This is a genomic window from Pseudobacter ginsenosidimutans, from assembly GCF_007970185.1.
GTDB classification, from domain to species: Bacteria; Bacteroidota; Bacteroidia; order Chitinophagales; family Chitinophagaceae; genus Pseudobacter; species Pseudobacter ginsenosidimutans.
Window position 1 is genome coordinate 7,425,318 of sequence record NZ_CP042431.1, and the last position, 16,672, is coordinate 7,441,989.

The following is a 16,672-nucleotide window of genomic DNA, read 5'->3' on the forward strand; positions in this document are numbered from 1 at the left end:
TTATAAATTTTTGATCTCACCGATCAGATCCTGCAACACTTTTTTGGCATCGCCAAACAACATGGAAGTTTTAGGTTGAAAGAAAAGATCATTTTCAATTCCTGCATAGCCAGGTTTCATACTCCGCTTGTTCACGATCACATTCTTGGCCAGCTCCACTTCGAGGATGGGCATACCATAGATCGGGGAAGATGGATCACTCTTGGCGGCAGGGTTCACCACATCATTGGCGCCGAGGATCAGCACCACATCGGTTGTTGGGAACTCTTCATTCGCCTGTTCCATTTCTTCCAGCTTATCGTAACTCACATCAGCTTCTGCCAGCAACACGTTCATATGTCCGGGCATACGGCCGGCAACAGGATGGATTGCGTATTTTACTTCCACTCCTTTTGATTCGAGTAATTTCTCCAGTTCATGACAGGCATGCTGCGCCTGCGCTACCGCCAGTCCATAACCCGGAACGATCATCACTTTGTGCGCGTAGCTCATCAGCACTGCGGCATCACTAAGCGTGATCTCCTTGTAAGCGCCCTGAGGTTTAATGCCTCCACCACTCGCGGGTTTATTGCTATTACCGAATGAACCGATGAGCACGTTCTTGAGCGAACGGTTCATGGCCTTACACATCAGGATGGTGAGCAGGGTGCCCGCAGCACCAACAAGGATACCGCCGGTAAGCATTACATTGTTATCATACAGGAAGCCACCGCAGGCTGCGGCCACACCTGTGAATGAGTTGAGCAATGAGATCACTACGGGCATATCGGCTCCTCCGATCGGCATCACGAACATGATCCCATAGATCATCGCCAGACCAAAGGTTGCATAGAACAATACCAATGGCATTGATCCGAGATCTTTCGGCACCACATTATCCAGATTGGGATCAGGCCTGGGTTCCACCGTAGCCACCACCACAATCAGATAAGCAGAAAGGGCCAGCACGGCCGTGAGCATAACAAGATTGAAAATATGTTGTCCTTTGAAAGAAAAATCTTTGATCTTACCATTCAGTTTACCCCAGGCGATCATACTTCCGGCAAATGAAACGGTACCGATCACCAGCCCTGCAAAAATGGTCAGCAGTGTTTCGATTGGAACAGGACGCGTCAACACTGCATCCTGGATCACTTCACCTGCTTCGTAAGATTGCACGATCTTGTCCAGGTATCCCATTTTCGCAAAATGCCCGAACTCTATCATGGAGATAAGCGCGGCGCAGGCGCCTCCCATTCCATTGAAGAGGCTCACCATTTCCGGCATGGCAGTCATCTTCACTTTTTTGGCGGCAAGCGTTCCCACGATACCTCCAATGAGGAGGCCACCAAAGATCCATCCGTAGTTATGTAGTTTGTTGCCTTCGTCGTCACGATATAAAAAGATAGTTCCCACAATGGCCAGCCCCATACCGAAAGCCGCCACCAGGTTGCCTTTTCGCGCAGATGCGGGATGGCTCAGCATTTTGAGGCCGATGATGAAAGTAACGGAAGCTATCAGGTAAATAAGCGTGAGTATGTTTATTTCCAACATGTGTAGTCCGGTTCAGTTGTTTACAATCTACTTCTGAGCTTTTTTATTCTTGAACATTTCCAGCATCCTGTCTGTGACCACAAAACCTCCCACCACATTGAGTGTTCCCAGTACCACAGCGAGGAAGCCGAGTATCAGGGCCACGTAATTGTCGGACTCCGCCTTGCCCATCACAATGATGGCGCCGATGATCACCACACCGTGAATGGCATTGGCGCCACTCATGAGCGGAGTATGCAGCACGCTGGGCACACGGCCGATCACTTCGATTCCCACAAACACCATCAGGATCACGATGTAGATCATCTGCTGATTGATGGCTATCCAGTTGAAGACTGATTCCATATCTGAATACGTTTATTAGTTTGAAACTTTTACCCTTTCATGCACAACCTGTCCATCATGAGTGATGCAGGCGCCTTTCACCAGTTCATCTTCCCAGTTCAGATTGATAGCGCCTTCTTTACTGATGATCAGTTGTAAGAAATTAAGAATATTCTTTCCGTACAATTTGCTGGCATCGGAAGGCATGCCTGCCTGCAGGTTACTGTCGCCGATGATGCGTACGCCTTTGTACTGAACGGTTTCATTATTTTTTGTAACAGGGGTATTGCCTCCGGTAGCTGCGGCCAGATCGATAATAACAGATCCGTTGCGCATACTGGAGAGCATGGCTTCAGAGATCAGGATGGGCGCTTTTTTGCCGGGGATCTGCGCTGTGGTAACAACGATATCAGCTTTGGCAATGCTCTGCGCAATCCGATCTTCCTGTTTCTTTTTATATTCTTCTGTCTGTTCAACTGCATAACCACCTGCCTTGCTGGCATCGGCGGCTCCTTCCACTTCAATGAATTTGGCGCCAAGGCTCATCACTTCTTCCTTCACTGCAGGACGTGTATCGAACACTTCCACTACTGCACCGAGGCGGCGGGCTGTTGCAACGGCCTGCAATCCTGCAACGCCTGCTCCCAGGATCAGGATCTTTGCGGGAGCGATGCTTCCTGCCGCAGTCATGAACATGGGAAAATAACGGCCATAGCTATTCGCAGCCAGCAACACGGCTTTGTAGCCGGCGATATTGGCCTGCGAGCTCAGCACATCCATGCTTTGCGCACGGGTGGTACGGGGCAGCATATCCAAACTGAACGTAGTGAGGCCTGCCTGTGCCCATTGCTGCATCACAGCAGGAGCAAAGAGCGGCTGGTACACACCGATAATGATTTTTGAAGAGATAGATTCCTGGAGGGGATGGATGGCCAGGAGGATATCCGACTGTTGGATCACCTCCCCGCGGGATTTTACCTGTGCTCCCGCATTTGTATAATCTTCATCCTGGCTATATGCTTTTTCTCCGGCGCCCTGCTCTGTGAGTACCGTTATCCCTTTTTTAGTGAGGGTTGCCACGGCTTCGGGCAACAGGGATACACGGGTTTCGGAGGCCGGTTCTTTTAAAATTCCGATCGTCATATTCCTCAGTTATGGGTTCAAGATAGTGAAAAATCCGCCTAAAATCGAATGGTAAAATGTTGCTTCACTTTGAATTCCTCGCGGAAGAAAACGATGCCAACAAAAAAGAGGTCGATGCTCATACGCACCTGGGGATGGGCCTTGATTGCCTCCCAGGCGGCCTCCATTTCTGCGCTCCAGTGAATATCATCCAGCACGATCATGGAAAAATTATGTGTTTGCGGCAGTATCTGGTTGAAATAACGCAGTGTAGGCTCCTTGCGGTGGTTACCATCGATGAAGGCCATGTCTACAACAGGCATACTGGCGAGCATTTCAGAAAGGGTATCGTCGAAATTACCTTCCACCAGTTCCACAAAGGGCAGGTTCATGTCGTGGAAATTGAGCGTGGCTTCTGCAGCGATGGCATTGCTCCCCTCTCCTGTTATCACGTATGCATGCGGGTTGGCCATTGCCATATAGCAGGTAGAGATGCCGAGGGAAGTGCCCAGTTCCAGGATGGTTTCGGGTTGATAGTAATTCACCAAACGGAACAGGAGTTGCGCATATTTGGGAGGCTTGGCCGCATGTTTGGCAATGGAGCTGATGCTTCGGCTCTGTGTTTTGGAAACCGTGGAGCCGGCGCCCAGGTCTTCCACTTCTATCACGGCCTGTTCAGCCAGTAGTTCCTGCCGGAGTGCTTCCACTTTATCGTAGGCGGGGTAATGCTTGTTGTCGTTCAGTACATGGGCGATGAATTCATATACGAAAGGGGAATGAACACCATGGCCCTTTCCATTCATGGCAGTGAGGTAGTAACGGATAAATTTTTGTGCTAGTTGCCAGCGCGAATACATGCAAATCTTACTAAGAATTGATTCAATATGGTATCAGTGGATTTCTCAATAACCGGGTGGGCTGGGTTACTATCACAGGTGACCGATGCTGGTAACAGCATTATTTCCTGCGCCAAATTTGAAAACTGTAGGCGTAAATATGTTTCTCATCGGGTTCAAAATCCTGGTGCCATTCCATTTCCCATTCTGCCGGGCTCAGTTCAGGGAAAAAAGCATCTCCTTCTATAACGGTATGAACGCGTGTCAGCACGATCTTTTGTGCCATTGGCAGGGCCAGTTTGAAGATCTCTCCCCCACCTATCACAAAAGACTCCCTGGCATCGGTATCCGCCGCAACTTTCAGGGCCTCTTCCAGGCTGGGCGTTACGATCACGCCCCCGGCTTTCCAGTCTGCCTGGCGGGTGATCACGATATTGGTCCTTCCCGCTAATGGCTTTCCCAGACTCTCGTACGTCTTTCTGCCCATGATCACCGGAAATCCCCAGGTGGTGTTCTTGAAGAATTTCATATCGTTGGGCAGGCTCCAGAGTAACTGGTTGTCTTTTCCAATTACATTGTTTTCAGAAGCAGCCACGGCAAATGAGATGATCATATATCCTTTCTGGTGAGTGATGAGCTGAATATAAGGCCAGCGAAACTACAATATTAATTTGGAAATTATATCGCAACAGGAGCCTTGATGCCCGGATGGCTCTGATAGTTCTCCAGACTGAAGTCTTCGAAGCTGAAACTGAAGAGATCCTTCACTTCTGGGTTCAGTTTCATCTGCGGCAGCGGGAATGGGGTCCTGGTCAGTTGCAATGCAGCCTGTTCACGGTGATTATTGTACAGGTGTACATCGCCGAAAGTATGCACAAAAGTGCCGGGCTCCATATCGCAGACCTGTGCAATCATCATGGTGAGTAATGCATAGGACGCTGTGTTGAAAGGCACGCCCAGGAAAACATCGGCAGAGCGCTGGTACAACTGGCAGCTCAGTTTAGGTTTGCCGCCATTCACTGCAGGCTCCACGTAAAACTGGAAAAGAGCATGACAGGGCATGAGCGCCATCTCAGGCAGTTCTGCCACATTCCAGGCGCTGACAATGATACGGCGACTATCAGGATTTGTTTTCAACTGTTTCAGAACGTCTTTGATCTGATCGAAGGTTTTGCCGTCAGCGCCGGCCCAGCTTCTCCATTGTTTGCCGTATACCGGACCGAGATCACCATTTTCATTGGCCCACTCGTCCCAGATACTCACGCCATGATCCTTGAGATATTTGATATTGGTATCCCCCTGGAGGAACCAAAGTAATTCGTAGATGATACTCTTGAGGTGCAATTTCTTGGTGGTCACCATGGGGAAGCCTTCACTGAGATCGAAACGCATCTGGTAACCAAAATAACTGGTAGTGCCGGTTCCCGTCCGGTCTGTTTTGGACACGCCTTTGTCCATGATCAGGCGCAGTAAGTCCAGGTATTGTTGCATAGGCGCAAGTTAATAAAAAATGGATTCCGTGAAATTTTTTACCTTTTGGGTGATCTTTGCCTGGTTTCTGGCACCAGTATATAAAACCCTGTGTTCATATGGCAACAATTTCAGAACAGGAAATGTTGAGGATCTACCGGGAAACCTTTCCCGCCGTGGCTTTGATGGTGCGCAACCTGGGTGGAAACCTGGAGTCTGCGAAGGACCTCTTTCATGATGCCCTCGTTATTTACTGCGAAAAGCAAAGCGCCGGCAGCCTGGAAATTAACGTTTCCGAAAGATCTTATCTCAAAGGCATTGTCCGCAACCTCTGGAACCGGCAATTCAGGAACCGCCTTTTCACCACTTCCCTCGATGAATCGGATGAGGAAGAAATGTATTACGAAGAGAACCGTCAGAGCGAATCCCTGCTTTCCACTTCCCTGCTCCGGTTCCTTCAGACAGCCGGGAAAAAATGCATGCAATTGCTGCAGGCCTATTATTACGATCAGCAAAACATGCAGGAGATATCTGAACAGTTCCATTTTTCTTCCGCCCGTTCCGCTACCGTGCAGAAATTTAAATGTCTCGAAAAATTAAGGGAACAATTAAAAACATCGGCCCTGTATGAGGAAAGCTTTGCATGATATGGAACAGGCCGAACGCTTCCTCCATCACCAAATGGATGAGGAAGAGAAGAAAGCATTTGCCGTGCGCCTGCTTACGGAACCTGATCTGCACGAACAGGTAACGCTGCAGCAATACAGTTATCGCCTGATCCGATACCAGGCGCGACAGGAAAAAAAGAAACAACTGGAAAAAATCCACCACACACTCATGCAGGACCCGCAATTCAAACAGATCCTGCACCAAATCTTCCCGTAACATGCCAATCATACCAACGGTCATAGACACCACCACGCGTGGCGCCTATGATATCTACAGCCTATTGCTGAAGGAAAGGATCATTTTTCTCGGCACTGCCATCGACGACAATGTGGCCAATCTCATTGTGGCCCAACTGCTGTACCTCGACAGTGAGAACCATCAACCCATCAGTTTGTACATCCACTCCCCCGGCGGCGTGATCTATGCCGGCTTTGCCATCTATGATACCATGAAGATTCTGAAGTCGCCCGTGAGCACCATTGCAGTGGGATTCAGCGGAAGCATGGGCACAGTTCTCCTCACTGCCGGATCGAAAGGCCAACGCTATGCCCTCCCTCACGCTACCGTGCACATGCATCCTGCCGGTGGCGGAGCACAGGGTTACACAGAAGATGTGCGCATCGCTTACCAGGAACAGGAAAGGTTACAGGACCAACTGTTTTATGTAATCGCTAAAAACACCGGTCATTCCTATGAAGAAATTGAATCGATGTACAGAAGGGACAAATTCATGAATGCTGAAGAAGCAAAAGAATATGGATTGATAGATGAGATACTGGGTGATGCGGAAGACCTTGCAGCCATCCGCAACCTGCAGAAATCCTTTTCTCCTGTCGGGTTCAGGAAACACGGAAAATGATTGCAGGAAATCATACTACGCTTTATCGCTGTTAATAACGGCTAGCAGTATACGATTCTCCGCAACCTTCGATATAACCTGTCCTCGATATTTTCAATCCATCACCGGTAATGTCAAAAGTGATGGATTCAGATGGCGCTGAACTGGTAACAGGTCTCAGCAACCTGATCTTTTTATTGCCAGAAACCTCATATTTAATAAAACCCAGATAAGTTGTGATATTCGACCTGAAACTTCCATCAGATCTAAAATCCACATAAAAACTATCCGCAGGGGCTGGTTCTGTTATATCCGGCCCCCGCCGGGATTGATCCATGTCTCCACCAGCCTCCATCTGCCATTGAGTGGCTGATTGTTCGATTTGCTACAGGCAAAAGCAATAAGCAATAACAGGCCAACTGCCAGGAAGGGTTTTCGCATACAGTCAATTTGAAAATTGACAGTGCCGTAATGCTTACAGTTGCTTCCCCTTTCCAAAAAAACGAAAAATTCCGCCTGAGCTGTACAAAATAAGAGCCGGAACGCCGATAATACAAAAACCTGCGCCAGGTACATTTGACCATGGCACAGGTTCGGGCTACTATATCAGGATCTTTTGTCCGGAGATCAGGTACAGAAAAAGAAAAAAGGATAAGGTGGAGAGTTGCCAGGATAAGGGCATCTTCATGTTCAGCAATCCTGGCGCAAAAAAGGATTGCGGGAACATGGGTTGGAGCGTTGCGGGGAAATAGATCAGGCTGTTTCCTTGGATTTTTCAGTCACCGCTTCCGCTGCCGGAATTTCCAATGGTAAAGGTTCCTGACCTTGCTGCCATTGCATCCAGCCGGCATTGAGGGACCGGGCCAGTTCACTATAGATGCGGACCAGCAGGTTGCTGCTGAGTTCCAGTTTGCTCTCAAGTTCTTTTGCTTTCTGTTGCTCTTTCAGCAGATCATCTCTCAAACCATCCATCACCTGCTGACGGGAGTCGATATCAGTGCGCAGCGTTTGATGCTCGTCCTGCATATTGCGGAGACTGCTTTCCAGCTGGTTCACCAGCAGTGTCTTTTCTTCTATCTGTTGCTGCTGCACCTGTTTTTCCTGCTGACTGATCTGCGCAGTAGCGCGCCACTCGATGGCTTCCTCACTGATCTTCGTTATTTCACTTTGCTTTTCTGTAAGCTCTTCTGATAATACCTGGATGCGGTACTCGAATGAGGCGCTTTTATCCTTCATCTCACGGAGATGGTTAGCTGCTTCATCGGCCTTTCTTTCCAGCTGATGAAAATTCTTTATCCGCTGTTCCAGTTGTTGCTGCAGGAAATCGACCTGCAGCTTTTTTTCCTGCGCCAGGTCCTGCAGGTACTCACCTTCTGTGAGCCTGTTCTTCAACAGGTTATTCTCTTCCTCGGTCTTTGCAAGCAGTTCTTCCAGCACAGTGATCCGCTGGGCATCGATAGAAACTGCATCGGATGGGATTTTGGATTTTGAAGCGGGAGCCTGCTGCTGAAGCGCAGCAAATTTATTTTGTAGTTTTTCATTTTCTGTTCGGAGTGCAGCAAGATCAGCCACCAGCTGATCTTTCTCCTGGCGGTGCTGGCCACCCAGCTCATCCACCTGCTGCGAGAAACAGGCTTGTAGTTTTTCGATCTCAGCTTTCGCATTCACTACGGCCTGCTCAGCATCACGCAACTGCTGCTGCAGTTTTTCCTTCTCTTGTGTTGAAAGTGGTTTTTCATCACCTTCATTGGAATGCTTGCCGTTATAGGCCTTGTTGCGGAGATCTTCATATTTGAATTCCAGCTCTTTGTAATCCTCTTTGAGAGTGGCATAATCTTCCTTATACCGGCGAACTTCAGCCTCATACTTTTTGAGCAGGGTGGTATTATCAGGATTGGAACTGGCAAGCCAATCAGGCAATGGCTCCGAAGAAACAGGACCAGTACCGGCGGAACTCCCTGCCAGCGCCAGTTTCCATTCGGAAGCATCGAGCAGCGGGTGGCCCGTGTCAGCCTCTGCAGGCTTTTTCCGGCGACGATAATGCAGATAGATAGTCATTCCTACGGCTACTACAGTTAATGGCACAGCAATCCATAACACAATTTGCAAAAACTGTTTGAACTCGTAGAGCGATACGAGCAGTAAGGACATCATCAGGTTGAAATTTTTTACGTAGAGTTATTCCATCATTCTTAGAGAGTCAGCGCCTTCTGTTCAGCCACTTCTTTTAAATGTTCGATACGGTGAGGGAGTAGAAACTGTCGTAAAAATTTTCGCAATAATGATACCAAAAATGAACAAAAACCTCATTTGCATGAGGTTTTATCCACATTCGCAAAAAAAGATCAGATAATGGTTTTCACAACACCGCCATCAGCACGCAGCGCTGCACCATTGGTGGCAGATGATAATGGACTGGCAACATACACGATCATATTCGCTATTTCCTCCACTGCTGTAAATCTTTGCAGCAATGATGTTGGGCGTGCATCGGTGAAGAAATTCTTCTCCACTTCCGCAACATTGGTATTCTGATCATTTGCAAGGTCCTGCATGAATGTACCCACACCTTCAGACATTGTAGGTCCCGGCAGCACGGCATTTACCGTTACCTTGCTGCCTTTCGTGTATTCTGCAAGGCCCCTGCTGATGGCCAGCTGTGCTGTTTTGCTCATACCATAATGTACCATCTCTTCGGGAATGAATATTGCTGATTCACTTGAAATGAAAATGATCCTGCCCCAGTTCTTTGCAAGCATGGGTTTGAGATAATGACGGCTCAGGCGAACACCACTCATTACATTGATCTCAAAAAAACGTAGCCAGTCCTCATCGGGGATCTCTGTAAATGGCTTTGGCTCGAAGATGGAAACATTATTGATCAGGATATCCACTTCAGGTAACTGCTTCAGCAAGGCATTCACTTCGTCCACTTTTCCAAAATCCGCTGCAATGCCTTCCACCTTTGATCCCGGCACTTTTGCTTTCAATTCCTCCACTGCCTTGTCAACCCTTTCCTGACTTCTTCCATTGATCACCACTTCAGCCCTTCCTGCAATAACAATGCAGCTGTGGCAAATCCGATCCCTGCTGTTGAACCGGTGATCAATGCTTTCTTTCCCTGTAATTGAAAATCCATAGAAAATATATTTGATGATACGGAAGATAACAGCCATCCGGTAAAATGGTTTACACTTTGTATCTGCGGCGGACATTGATGGCCAGCAATATTGCATAGGCCAGCCAGAGTGCTGACAGATGCACTACCTGCGGAATGGCCTGCCACAGATCGCCTCCCTGTTGTACTATAGTGGTGTAAGCTTGCAGAAAAGGTGTGGTAGGCAATAGCGAGCTCAATGCTTTTAGAAAGAAGGGCAGCTCCTCATAAGGCCAGGCATAACCTGTAATGAGAAAAAATGGATAAGTGGAAAATCCCATGAGCTGTACGGCCAGCAATGTGGTCTTGAACAAAGAGCCGAGCCAGAGCGCCATCGGGATCAGCGTGGCAATGAATAAACCGATCAGCAGCACGAGAGAAAAATAGTCTCCCCGTACCGGTAATTTAAGTATGGTGAAATTAACTGTAAGAAAGAACAATGCATAAATACCATAGAGAACGAAATAAAATGCGCCCTTCCCTGCAAAAGCAGTTGTAAAGCGGTTTCCCGCCAATTGATATAATTCGCCGAAGGTCCGCTCCTGCCTTTCCCTGGCCATACTGGCTGCCAGTCCGATCAATAATGTCTGTTGCAGGATCAGCATCAGCAGACCGGGTAACAGGTAAGCCCCATAACTGGTGCGCTCATTGAACAGGGGCCTGTAATCCAATGCCACGGGATTGGTTTCCTGCATGGCGATGGCTTCCGTCATCCCTTTTTTCTGAAAGTATTTCAGGCGGACGCCCGCACTAACGGTCATGCTCACCTGCGTTACAGCACCCAGGAGGTCGCTGGGTGGCAGAAACCTGCTCACGCTCACTGCCAGAACTATATTGGCCTGCTGCAATGCCATCACTTTTTCTTCCAGACCCTTCTGCAAATAAATATAGCCCTGCACTTCTTCCCTGTTCAGCATTTCCTGCGCCTGCTGCACATCTTTCGCTCCCACCACTTTTATTGCCTGTGTATTGTTGAATTGTTCCGTAAGCAGCCTGGATAAAGAGCTCTGATCATCGTCCACCACTGCCAGCGGCACATTCACTTCTTCTTTATCGATATAGATACTGCCGTAGAAGAATGCATAGAGGAGCGGCGCCAGCAGCAGTGTCAGCAACAGGCTATGGTCTGTGGCAATGGTCCGCACTTCGCGGGCCGCAATGGTCCAGCATCTTTTCAGGCCACTCATACGCCAAGGATTTTATTGCATTGCCGCTGCAATACCAGGATGGCAATGGGATAGGAAATTCCAATGAACACCAGCAATGCCGAAATCTCCGGCCTTGCATAGGAAAGCGGCAGGCTCATCGTGAACACTTTGATGAAGCCATCCAGGAACCAGCTATAAGGCAACAAATGCGAATAGAACTGATCATACCAGGGCATGCCCCATTTCGGGAACGTATAACCGCTGAATACGAATGCAGGCGATGTATAGAAGAGCCCTATATCTGTTGCCAGCATCGTATCCTTAACGATAGCAGAGACCATCACACCCAAACCGATACAGGCCAGTGCCATCAGGGAGTACAACACAAAGAAATTCCATCCTCCCAATCCATCGCCGATACTGAATGCAGGGAACACTACCCAGGCCATCAATATCCAGTTGATCCAGCTCACACTGAGATGCGCAATTGTTTTTCCGATAATGATATCCGATGCAGAACCTTTTGCCAGCAATACCAGCTCTTCCATACTGCGCGTAGTATATTCATAATTCAGCATCAGCACGGCCACCATGATGATCATCATCTGAATGGCTACTGTGATCAGCCCTGGCACCAGGTATTCGCGGTAATTGTAATCAGGATTGTACAATGAATAAGTAGACACAACAATCGGCTGCACCAGCGCCATCGCTTTGGAAGGATTCATTCCTTTCTTCACAAGCTTTTGCAATATCACGCCTGAACCACCGGTGAGCAATACCTGCGCAGCATCTTTATAAATGAGTTTGGCAGGCACCAGGTAGGCGGCATTGGTATAAAGCGTAACAGTAGTGGGTTTCCGGCTCTTGATATCCGATTCCATCCTCCGCGGGAAATGAACGGCGCCCATGATCTCGTTGCGACGCATAGCATCTTTCAGCTCATCGTAATTATTGATGCTCCGGGTGAAATGAATGGTCTCGGTTTGTTCCAGTAAGAAAATAAGCTGACGGGTTGCGGCGGAATTATCTTCATCATACACAGCCATCGGCAGATCATACACTTTTTGACCCTGGTAAATGCCGGCATACAGAAAGAACAGCAGCGGCGGCATCACCACCAGGGCCCAGTAATGCACTGGAAGCGAAAAGATCCGCTTCCATTCCCTGAATATGATTTTGACAATTACCGGCATGATACATTTTATGGCTTACCTGATCAGTTCGGCTGTCATTCCTGAACGCAGCCCCCTGATCTGATCTGCATTTTCGGGTTTGCATTCCACTGTGAATGTGCGGAGCTCAAACTGCCCCCTGTCGCGTGTAGGCACCCAGTTCGCAAATGTGAGGGTGGCGTTTATCTTACTAACGGTACCCTTCATTCGTTGCGGCGTGCAGCCGGGAATATCGAGTGTCACTTTCGCACCTTCGCTCAATCCTTTCATATCATCCTGCCTTACATTGAAACGGACAAAATAAGTGCCCTGTTCCTGGATGGTCATGATGGGATAGCCGATGGAGATGATCTCCCCTTCCTTCACGATCAATGTGGAGATGATGCCATCGTTGGGCGCAGTAATGCGTGTATTTTCCGAGATGGATTTGGTGAGCTCATAGGCCTGCTCAGCCTGTTTGAGAATGGCATTGGCGGCTGCGATCATTTCAGGTTGTGTTCCTTTTTGCAGCATCTCCCAGTTGAGCCTGGCGATCTCCATTTCCTTTTCTGCTGCCTGCATTTTGAATTGAATGATATCCCGCTCTTCGCCAGACACTACTTCCTTATTGTAGAGATTCTGGATCCGCTCAAACGTGGTCCTCGCAAGACTGTACTGGTCCTGCGCGATCTTGTACACATTATTGGAACTGGCCACCAGCTCGGGTCTCGGGCCTTTCTGCAAAAGACTGAGATTGCTTTGTGCCGCTTCGATGGCAGCCAGTGCCTGGTTGTTGATGGCATTGATCTCCTTGGTGCGGACAACGCCGAGCAATTGTCCCTTCTTCACGGTATCGCCGGAATGTACCAATAAGGTGTCCAGCTTTCCCGGAAATTCCGCCGCTACATCAGTGAATTCAGCATCCACCATTCCCAGCAATGCATTGGACGCAGGTTCAGCAGCTTTCCTGAACAGGAAATAAAGGGCGATACCCAGCACTATCACCGGGATCAGAACGGCCCAGTAGTTTTTAAAAAAATTAGACATAGGCAATTATTTCAGGTATGCGGTGATCCGGCTGGCAGATCCAGTTGCGTCCAGGTAATCTGCCAATGCCAGGTAATATCCCAGCACGGCGGTGTAATAGGCTTTGGTGATCTCTTCTTCCACCAGCAAGGATTCATTCACTTCACGTGGTGTACTCATCCTGTTGCGCATCCGTTCTTCCACCTGCTGTGTGGTGAGCGCTGCGGTAGAGCGCGCAGTATCCATGGCAGCGATATCATTCCTCAATGCACTCAGTCTGTTCTGCGCCACGCGCACGCGGGTTTGCAACAGTCCTTTTGTTTGATCGGCCGCAATCTTTGCTTCTTCCAGTAATTCTTTGGAGGCTTTCACCCGCTTGATGGTTTGCGTACCATTGAAGATGGTCCACTGCATTTCAACGCCCACCAGCCAGGGTGGGATCGTCAGCGGAAGATCTTTCTGATAAAGCTGAAGACTGCCGATAGCAAAAATATTCGGCAATGAAAATGATTTGCTGCCCTTGAGACTGGCCTGCGCAAGGTCCTGCTTGCTCTCGATAGCGAGATAAGCCGGATTGGCGGCCCAGAAGTCAGGGGAAAAAGATGGAAGTTCCGTTACAGGTTTATAAGGTAGTGTGTCCGTAATAGTTAGTATGGTATCGATGGGCATGTTGAGCAGTTTGTTGAGCTCTGCAAGAGCTGTCTGCTTTTCCAGTTCCTGGTTCTGTAACCTGCTCCTGGCAATGATCACAGCAGTGCTGGCCCAGTTGCGCTGGTAAGGCGGTAACAAATTCTGTTTCACCATTTCATTGGCATCATATTCGATCCTCGAAAAACTTTTGACGATCTGTTGCTGGCTTTGCAGGATATTGTTGAGATACATGATGCGCAGGTACTGCAAAGCGATCAGCAGTTCCACCTGTTGATTGGCCAGTTCGAGATTGTGACGGCCCGACTTCACTTCTGCCGCAGCCACATCCTGTACTGTTTTCAGCTTATTGCCCAGCCAGATGGGCTGCCTTACTCCCAGTGCAGCGGTGAAATATTGCTGCTTGCTGAGCGCCGGATTGTAATCAGGATAAAACGTATTGAGGATATTCTTTCCTCCATTGTAAATGATGTTCTGCGCATTCTGTGAAAGATCATTGCCGGTGATGGCCTTGTACACCTCATTGGCAGTGTTCACGGCTTGCCGGGAGGAGCCTTCCAGGATGCCATCTTTTACCTGTTGAAGATTTACTTCGAGAGGCTTACTGAGATAGTTGTAACCGGCCAGCAGATCGATCCTGGGAAGATAGGATTGCTTTTCTGCCTGCAGAGCGTACTCTCTTGCTTTCAGGGAGGCGCCGGCCTGTTTGATCAGTAAATTATTATTCCGCGCAAGCGTAAAACAATCTTCGAGGGAAATGTTTTGAGCGCCCGCGCGGAATAACATTCCCGTGAGGAACAAAATCGTTAGCGTTGTCAGGGCTTTCAACTGCATACGCAAAAATTTTTGTGCACTATTTACCAGGGATCACACCTTTCTTCACCATATCTGTAACCACCGTTTTGGTGAAGCCACTTGCCAGCGTTGCTGCATTGCCGGGGTCAAAAGACCGGGTCTGGGCAGAGTACTCGAGTCTGTCTTCCGATACATTGTACAGGTTCGCTTCCAGCACGTAATTGGTGGTATTGGTGTAATAGCCGGGTTCGTAAACGCGGTCGTACATCGTTCTCCAGGAGCGCCAGTAACGGCTGTAATATGTGAAGTACGGCGTGTAAGACACGCGGCCCGGTGTATAGTATTTTTCTTTTTCCTTATCCAGCAGGGTGAGAATAACGATCCCGTCATAACCATCACTTTTTACCTTGCTTACCACATCGGCATCAGACATTTTCTCAAAGGCTTTCGGGCCATAGGATTCGGAAGCGGTGATAGCATTTACATTATTCGCTTTTAATGAATTCACCATTGCTGCTTCCACATTGTCCCTGATAGATCTGTCTTTGTTTCCGGTCAAACCAACTACCAGTACTTTATTGTATTGTTTAAGGTTGGCATTTTCCGCTTTCCAGGAGCTCAGCAGTTCGGTACTGCTGCAGGAGGCAAGGGTGAGCATTACCATCAATGCGGCCATCCCTGTAAAAAACTGTTTCATATTGTTGTATTTAGATGAATAATGTTGTTCATATCATCATCTACAATATTGCTGCCATCCGCCTCAGAGTACATGCAACGGGGCTATAAATCCAAGAGATACCACCCCGGTATTATAGTTCTTTTGACCCAGCACGTCCTTCGCATATTGTGTGTAGTTGTATACCCGGCCAACATAGTTGGCAAAGAATTTCAGGTTGAGCTCCTTGAAGGGAAAATATTCCACGGTAGGAATAAAGCCCCATCCGGTACGCAGTTTCCTGTCTTTATCAGGATCAGGATTTCCTTTCCAGCTGGCCACATCCATGAAACCTACAAAGCTCAGGTTGAGTTTTGGAAGAACGAGATAATCCAGTTTCACCCAGTGGCTGAGATAGGCAACATCCTGTGCAGCAAACCTGTCGCCGCCCGTATCAGGCTTGAATCCTGTAACGATCCCTTTTCGATCCAACTCTTCCTTGCTGTATTTGAAATCATAGGCAAGCTGGAATCTTCCAAAATCCAGTTGATTACCCAACGCCAGGTAATGCATGTAATTACTGCGCGCCTCCTTGAAGATGCTGTAGCTCCAGATGGTCTGCCATTTGCCTCCGAACATCTTGCCTCTCCAATTGGCTACGCCGGCAAGCGGAAATCTTGATTCGGTAATACCGGGAATAGTTCCGTAGATCTCCTGGAAAGTACGTGTGCGGCTGTTCAGCGCCTGGAAACTGAATGAATGATTTTCACTTGCCTGAATGCCGATTCCCATACCCAGCAGGAAGTTGTCTGAGTTTTCGATGATATCTGAATACTCGTAGATATCGATCGGATTAAGATCGAATTCGATACCGCCCCAGTCTGCACAAAGCTTACCGATGGAAAAATTCAGCTTACCGGTTGCCTGCACCTGGATATAGGCAAGGTCTGTGGAACTGCTCATATTGTCTTCCGACTGTGGCATAGTATTCCTTGTATAGCGATCGCGGAAACGGAAGTAAACCTTGTCGTGGATCTTACCTTTTATCTCCAGCCTGAACTGGTTCATGATGAATCGCCCTCTTGTATATTCCCCATCAGCGAATTCATTACGGAGACTGCTCTGCATATTGGCGATCACATTGATATTGCTGAGCAGCTTCTGTTTGATCTCCGGTATCAGGGGCTTCTGGTAATAAAAGGTATCGATCTGCTTGGCCCCTTTTTCCTGCGCCCATGAGGTGATGCATAAGAACAGGAATAATAAGGCCGCTAAAAATTTTCTCATAGATTTTCCG

General features: G+C 48.4%; 19 protein-coding genes. 3 read left to right on the forward strand and 16 right to left on the reverse strand.

The annotated features are described in order from the left end of the window. The 6 genes from FSB84_RS29140 to FSB84_RS29165 form a co-directional block, all read right to left on the reverse strand. Entirely contained in the window at nucleotides 1–1,533 is a 1,533-nt protein-coding gene (locus FSB84_RS29140) for an NAD(P)(+) transhydrogenase (Re/Si-specific) subunit beta (RefSeq protein ID WP_207234338.1), read from the reverse strand. Between the two features lie 27 nt (nucleotides 1,534–1,560). Further along, nucleotides 1,561–1,878: an NAD(P) transhydrogenase subunit alpha gene (locus FSB84_RS29145; protein WP_127132442.1), complete on the reverse strand. Its 318-nt coding sequence runs from the start codon at nucleotides 1,876–1,878 to the stop codon at nucleotides 1,561–1,563. Between the two features lie 15 nt (nucleotides 1,879–1,893). Beyond that, on the reverse strand, nucleotides 1,894–3,000 hold the full coding sequence (locus FSB84_RS29150; protein WP_130543978.1) for an NAD(P) transhydrogenase subunit alpha: 1,107 nt from the start codon (nucleotides 2,998–3,000) through the stop codon (nucleotides 1,894–1,896). Nucleotides 3,001–3,038: 38 nt separating this feature from the next. After that, complete coding sequence (locus tag FSB84_RS29155) at nucleotides 3,039–3,836, reverse strand: O-methyltransferase (protein ID WP_130543979.1); 798 nt, start codon at nucleotides 3,834–3,836, stop codon at nucleotides 3,039–3,041. Nucleotides 3,837–3,936: 100 nt separating this feature from the next. Continuing rightward, on the reverse strand, nucleotides 3,937–4,428 hold the full coding sequence (locus FSB84_RS29160) for a dihydrofolate reductase (RefSeq protein ID WP_130543980.1): 492 nt from the start codon (nucleotides 4,426–4,428) through the stop codon (nucleotides 3,937–3,939). Nucleotides 4,429–4,493: 65 nt separating this feature from the next. After that, nucleotides 4,494–5,306: a thymidylate synthase gene (locus tag FSB84_RS29165; protein WP_130543981.1), complete on the reverse strand. Its 813-nt coding sequence runs from the start codon at nucleotides 5,304–5,306 to the stop codon at nucleotides 4,494–4,496. A gap of 98 nt (nucleotides 5,307–5,404) precedes the next feature. On the opposite strand from FSB84_RS29165, the gene FSB84_RS29170 reads away from it, so the two are divergent. The 3 genes from FSB84_RS29170 to FSB84_RS29180 are packed head-to-tail and all read left to right on the forward strand — an operon-like array spanning nucleotide 5,405 to nucleotide 6,813. Next, the gene (locus tag FSB84_RS29170; RefSeq protein ID WP_130543982.1) at nucleotides 5,405–5,932 is read left to right on the forward strand and encodes an RNA polymerase sigma factor; all 528 of its coding nucleotides are present in this window, start codon (nucleotides 5,405–5,407) and stop codon (nucleotides 5,930–5,932) included. After that, nucleotides 5,913–6,170 (forward strand): hypothetical protein, encoded by a 258-nt coding sequence (locus tag FSB84_RS29175; protein ID WP_130543983.1) that lies wholly within the window; start codon nucleotides 5,913–5,915, stop codon nucleotides 6,168–6,170. Before FSB84_RS29170 ends, FSB84_RS29175 begins: the two co-directional genes overlap by 20 nt. Before the next feature lies 1 nt (nucleotide 6,171). Then, entirely contained in the window at nucleotides 6,172–6,813 is a 642-nt protein-coding gene (locus tag FSB84_RS29180; protein ID WP_130543984.1) for an ATP-dependent Clp protease proteolytic subunit, read from the forward strand. 31 nt (nucleotides 6,814–6,844) lie between these two features. Here the strand turns inward: FSB84_RS29180 and FSB84_RS29185 are convergent, their stop codons facing one another. The 10 genes from FSB84_RS29185 to FSB84_RS29225 form a co-directional block, all read right to left on the reverse strand. Continuing rightward, nucleotides 6,845–7,069: a hypothetical protein gene (locus tag FSB84_RS29185; protein WP_147122425.1), complete on the reverse strand. Its 225-nt coding sequence runs from the start codon at nucleotides 7,067–7,069 to the stop codon at nucleotides 6,845–6,847. 29 nt (nucleotides 7,070–7,098) lie between these two features. After that, the gene (locus FSB84_RS31550) at nucleotides 7,099–7,233 is read right to left on the reverse strand and encodes a hypothetical protein (RefSeq protein WP_262713777.1); all 135 of its coding nucleotides are present in this window, start codon (nucleotides 7,231–7,233) and stop codon (nucleotides 7,099–7,101) included. 312 nt (nucleotides 7,234–7,545) lie between these two features. Next, a complete protein-coding gene (locus FSB84_RS29190; RefSeq protein ID WP_130543986.1) occupies nucleotides 7,546–8,946 on the reverse strand; it encodes a coiled-coil domain-containing protein in 1,401 nt (466 codons plus the stop codon). Nucleotides 8,947–9,137: 191 nt separating this feature from the next. Continuing rightward, entirely contained in the window at nucleotides 9,138–9,968 is an 831-nt protein-coding gene (locus FSB84_RS29195) for an SDR family NAD(P)-dependent oxidoreductase (protein ID WP_225979925.1), read from the reverse strand. A gap of 13 nt (nucleotides 9,969–9,981) precedes the next feature. After that, complete coding sequence (locus FSB84_RS29200; protein WP_130543988.1) at nucleotides 9,982–11,136, reverse strand: ABC transporter permease; 1,155 nt, start codon at nucleotides 11,134–11,136, stop codon at nucleotides 9,982–9,984. Continuing rightward, nucleotides 11,133–12,293, reverse strand: coding sequence for an ABC transporter permease (locus tag FSB84_RS29205; protein ID WP_130543989.1), 1,161 nt, complete (start codon nucleotides 12,291–12,293; stop codon nucleotides 11,133–11,135). The genes FSB84_RS29200 and FSB84_RS29205 overlap by 4 nt, the downstream gene beginning before the upstream one ends. Nucleotides 12,294–12,308: 15 nt before the next feature. Continuing rightward, nucleotides 12,309–13,298, reverse strand: coding sequence for an HlyD family secretion protein (locus FSB84_RS29210; protein WP_130543990.1), 990 nt, complete (start codon nucleotides 13,296–13,298; stop codon nucleotides 12,309–12,311). Between the two features lie 6 nt (nucleotides 13,299–13,304). Then, nucleotides 13,305–14,759 (reverse strand): TolC family protein, encoded by a 1,455-nt coding sequence (locus FSB84_RS29215; RefSeq protein WP_207234339.1) that lies wholly within the window; start codon nucleotides 14,757–14,759, stop codon nucleotides 13,305–13,307. Between the two features lie 19 nt (nucleotides 14,760–14,778). Beyond that, nucleotides 14,779–15,417, reverse strand: a complete 639-nt coding sequence (locus FSB84_RS29220; protein ID WP_130543991.1) for a hypothetical protein — start codon at nucleotides 15,415–15,417, stop codon at nucleotides 14,779–14,781. Nucleotides 15,418–15,480: 63 nt separating this feature from the next. Beyond that, nucleotides 15,481–16,662: a porin gene (locus FSB84_RS29225; protein ID WP_130543992.1), complete on the reverse strand. Its 1,182-nt coding sequence runs from the start codon at nucleotides 16,660–16,662 to the stop codon at nucleotides 15,481–15,483. Nucleotides 16,663–16,672 lie beyond the last annotated feature (10 nt).

What these genes read in the sequence shown, in the direction of transcription:
- FSB84_RS29225 (WP_130543992.1), bottom strand. Translation starts at nt 16,662, where the DNA reads ATGAGAAAATTTTTAGCGGCCTTATTATTCCTGTTCTTATGCATCACC.
- FSB84_RS29180 (WP_130543984.1), top strand. Translation starts at nt 6,172, where the DNA reads ATGCCAATCATACCAACGGTCATAGACACCACCACGCGTGGCGCCTAT.
- FSB84_RS29190 (WP_130543986.1), bottom strand. Translation starts at nt 8,946, where the DNA reads ATGATGTCCTTACTGCTCGTATCGCTCTACGAGTTCAAACAGTTTTTG.
- FSB84_RS29145 (WP_127132442.1), bottom strand. Translation starts at nt 1,878, where the DNA reads ATGGAATCAGTCTTCAACTGGATAGCCATCAATCAGCAGATGATCTAC.
- FSB84_RS29195 (WP_225979925.1), bottom strand. Translation starts at nt 9,968, where the DNA reads ATGGCTGTTATCTTCCGTATCATCAAATATATTTTCTATGGATTTTCA.
- FSB84_RS29210 (WP_130543990.1), bottom strand. Translation starts at nt 13,298, where the DNA reads ATGTCTAATTTTTTTAAAAACTACTGGGCCGTTCTGATCCCGGTGATA.
- FSB84_RS29215 (WP_207234339.1), bottom strand. Translation starts at nt 14,759, where the DNA reads ATGCAGTTGAAAGCCCTGACAACGCTAACGATTTTGTTCCTCACGGGA.
- FSB84_RS29170 (WP_130543982.1), top strand. Translation starts at nt 5,405, where the DNA reads ATGGCAACAATTTCAGAACAGGAAATGTTGAGGATCTACCGGGAAACC.
- FSB84_RS29175 (WP_130543983.1), top strand. Translation starts at nt 5,913, where the DNA reads ATGAGGAAAGCTTTGCATGATATGGAACAGGCCGAACGCTTCCTCCAT.
- FSB84_RS29150 (WP_130543978.1), bottom strand. Translation starts at nt 3,000, where the DNA reads ATGACGATCGGAATTTTAAAAGAACCGGCCTCCGAAACCCGTGTATCC.
- FSB84_RS29205 (WP_130543989.1), bottom strand. Translation starts at nt 12,293, where the DNA reads ATGCCGGTAATTGTCAAAATCATATTCAGGGAATGGAAGCGGATCTTT.
- FSB84_RS29140 (WP_207234338.1), bottom strand. Translation starts at nt 1,533, where the DNA reads ATGTTGGAAATAAACATACTCACGCTTATTTACCTGATAGCTTCCGTT.
- FSB84_RS29160 (WP_130543980.1), bottom strand. Translation starts at nt 4,428, where the DNA reads ATGATCATCTCATTTGCCGTGGCTGCTTCTGAAAACAATGTAATTGGA.
- FSB84_RS29220 (WP_130543991.1), bottom strand. Translation starts at nt 15,417, where the DNA reads ATGAAACAGTTTTTTACAGGGATGGCCGCATTGATGGTAATGCTCACC.
- FSB84_RS29155 (WP_130543979.1), bottom strand. Translation starts at nt 3,836, where the DNA reads ATGTATTCGCGCTGGCAACTAGCACAAAAATTTATCCGTTACTACCTC.
- FSB84_RS31550 (WP_262713777.1), bottom strand. Translation starts at nt 7,233, where the DNA reads ATGCGAAAACCCTTCCTGGCAGTTGGCCTGTTATTGCTTATTGCTTTT.
- FSB84_RS29165 (WP_130543981.1), bottom strand. Translation starts at nt 5,306, where the DNA reads ATGCAACAATACCTGGACTTACTGCGCCTGATCATGGACAAAGGCGTG.
- FSB84_RS29200 (WP_130543988.1), bottom strand. Translation starts at nt 11,136, where the DNA reads ATGAGTGGCCTGAAAAGATGCTGGACCATTGCGGCCCGCGAAGTGCGG.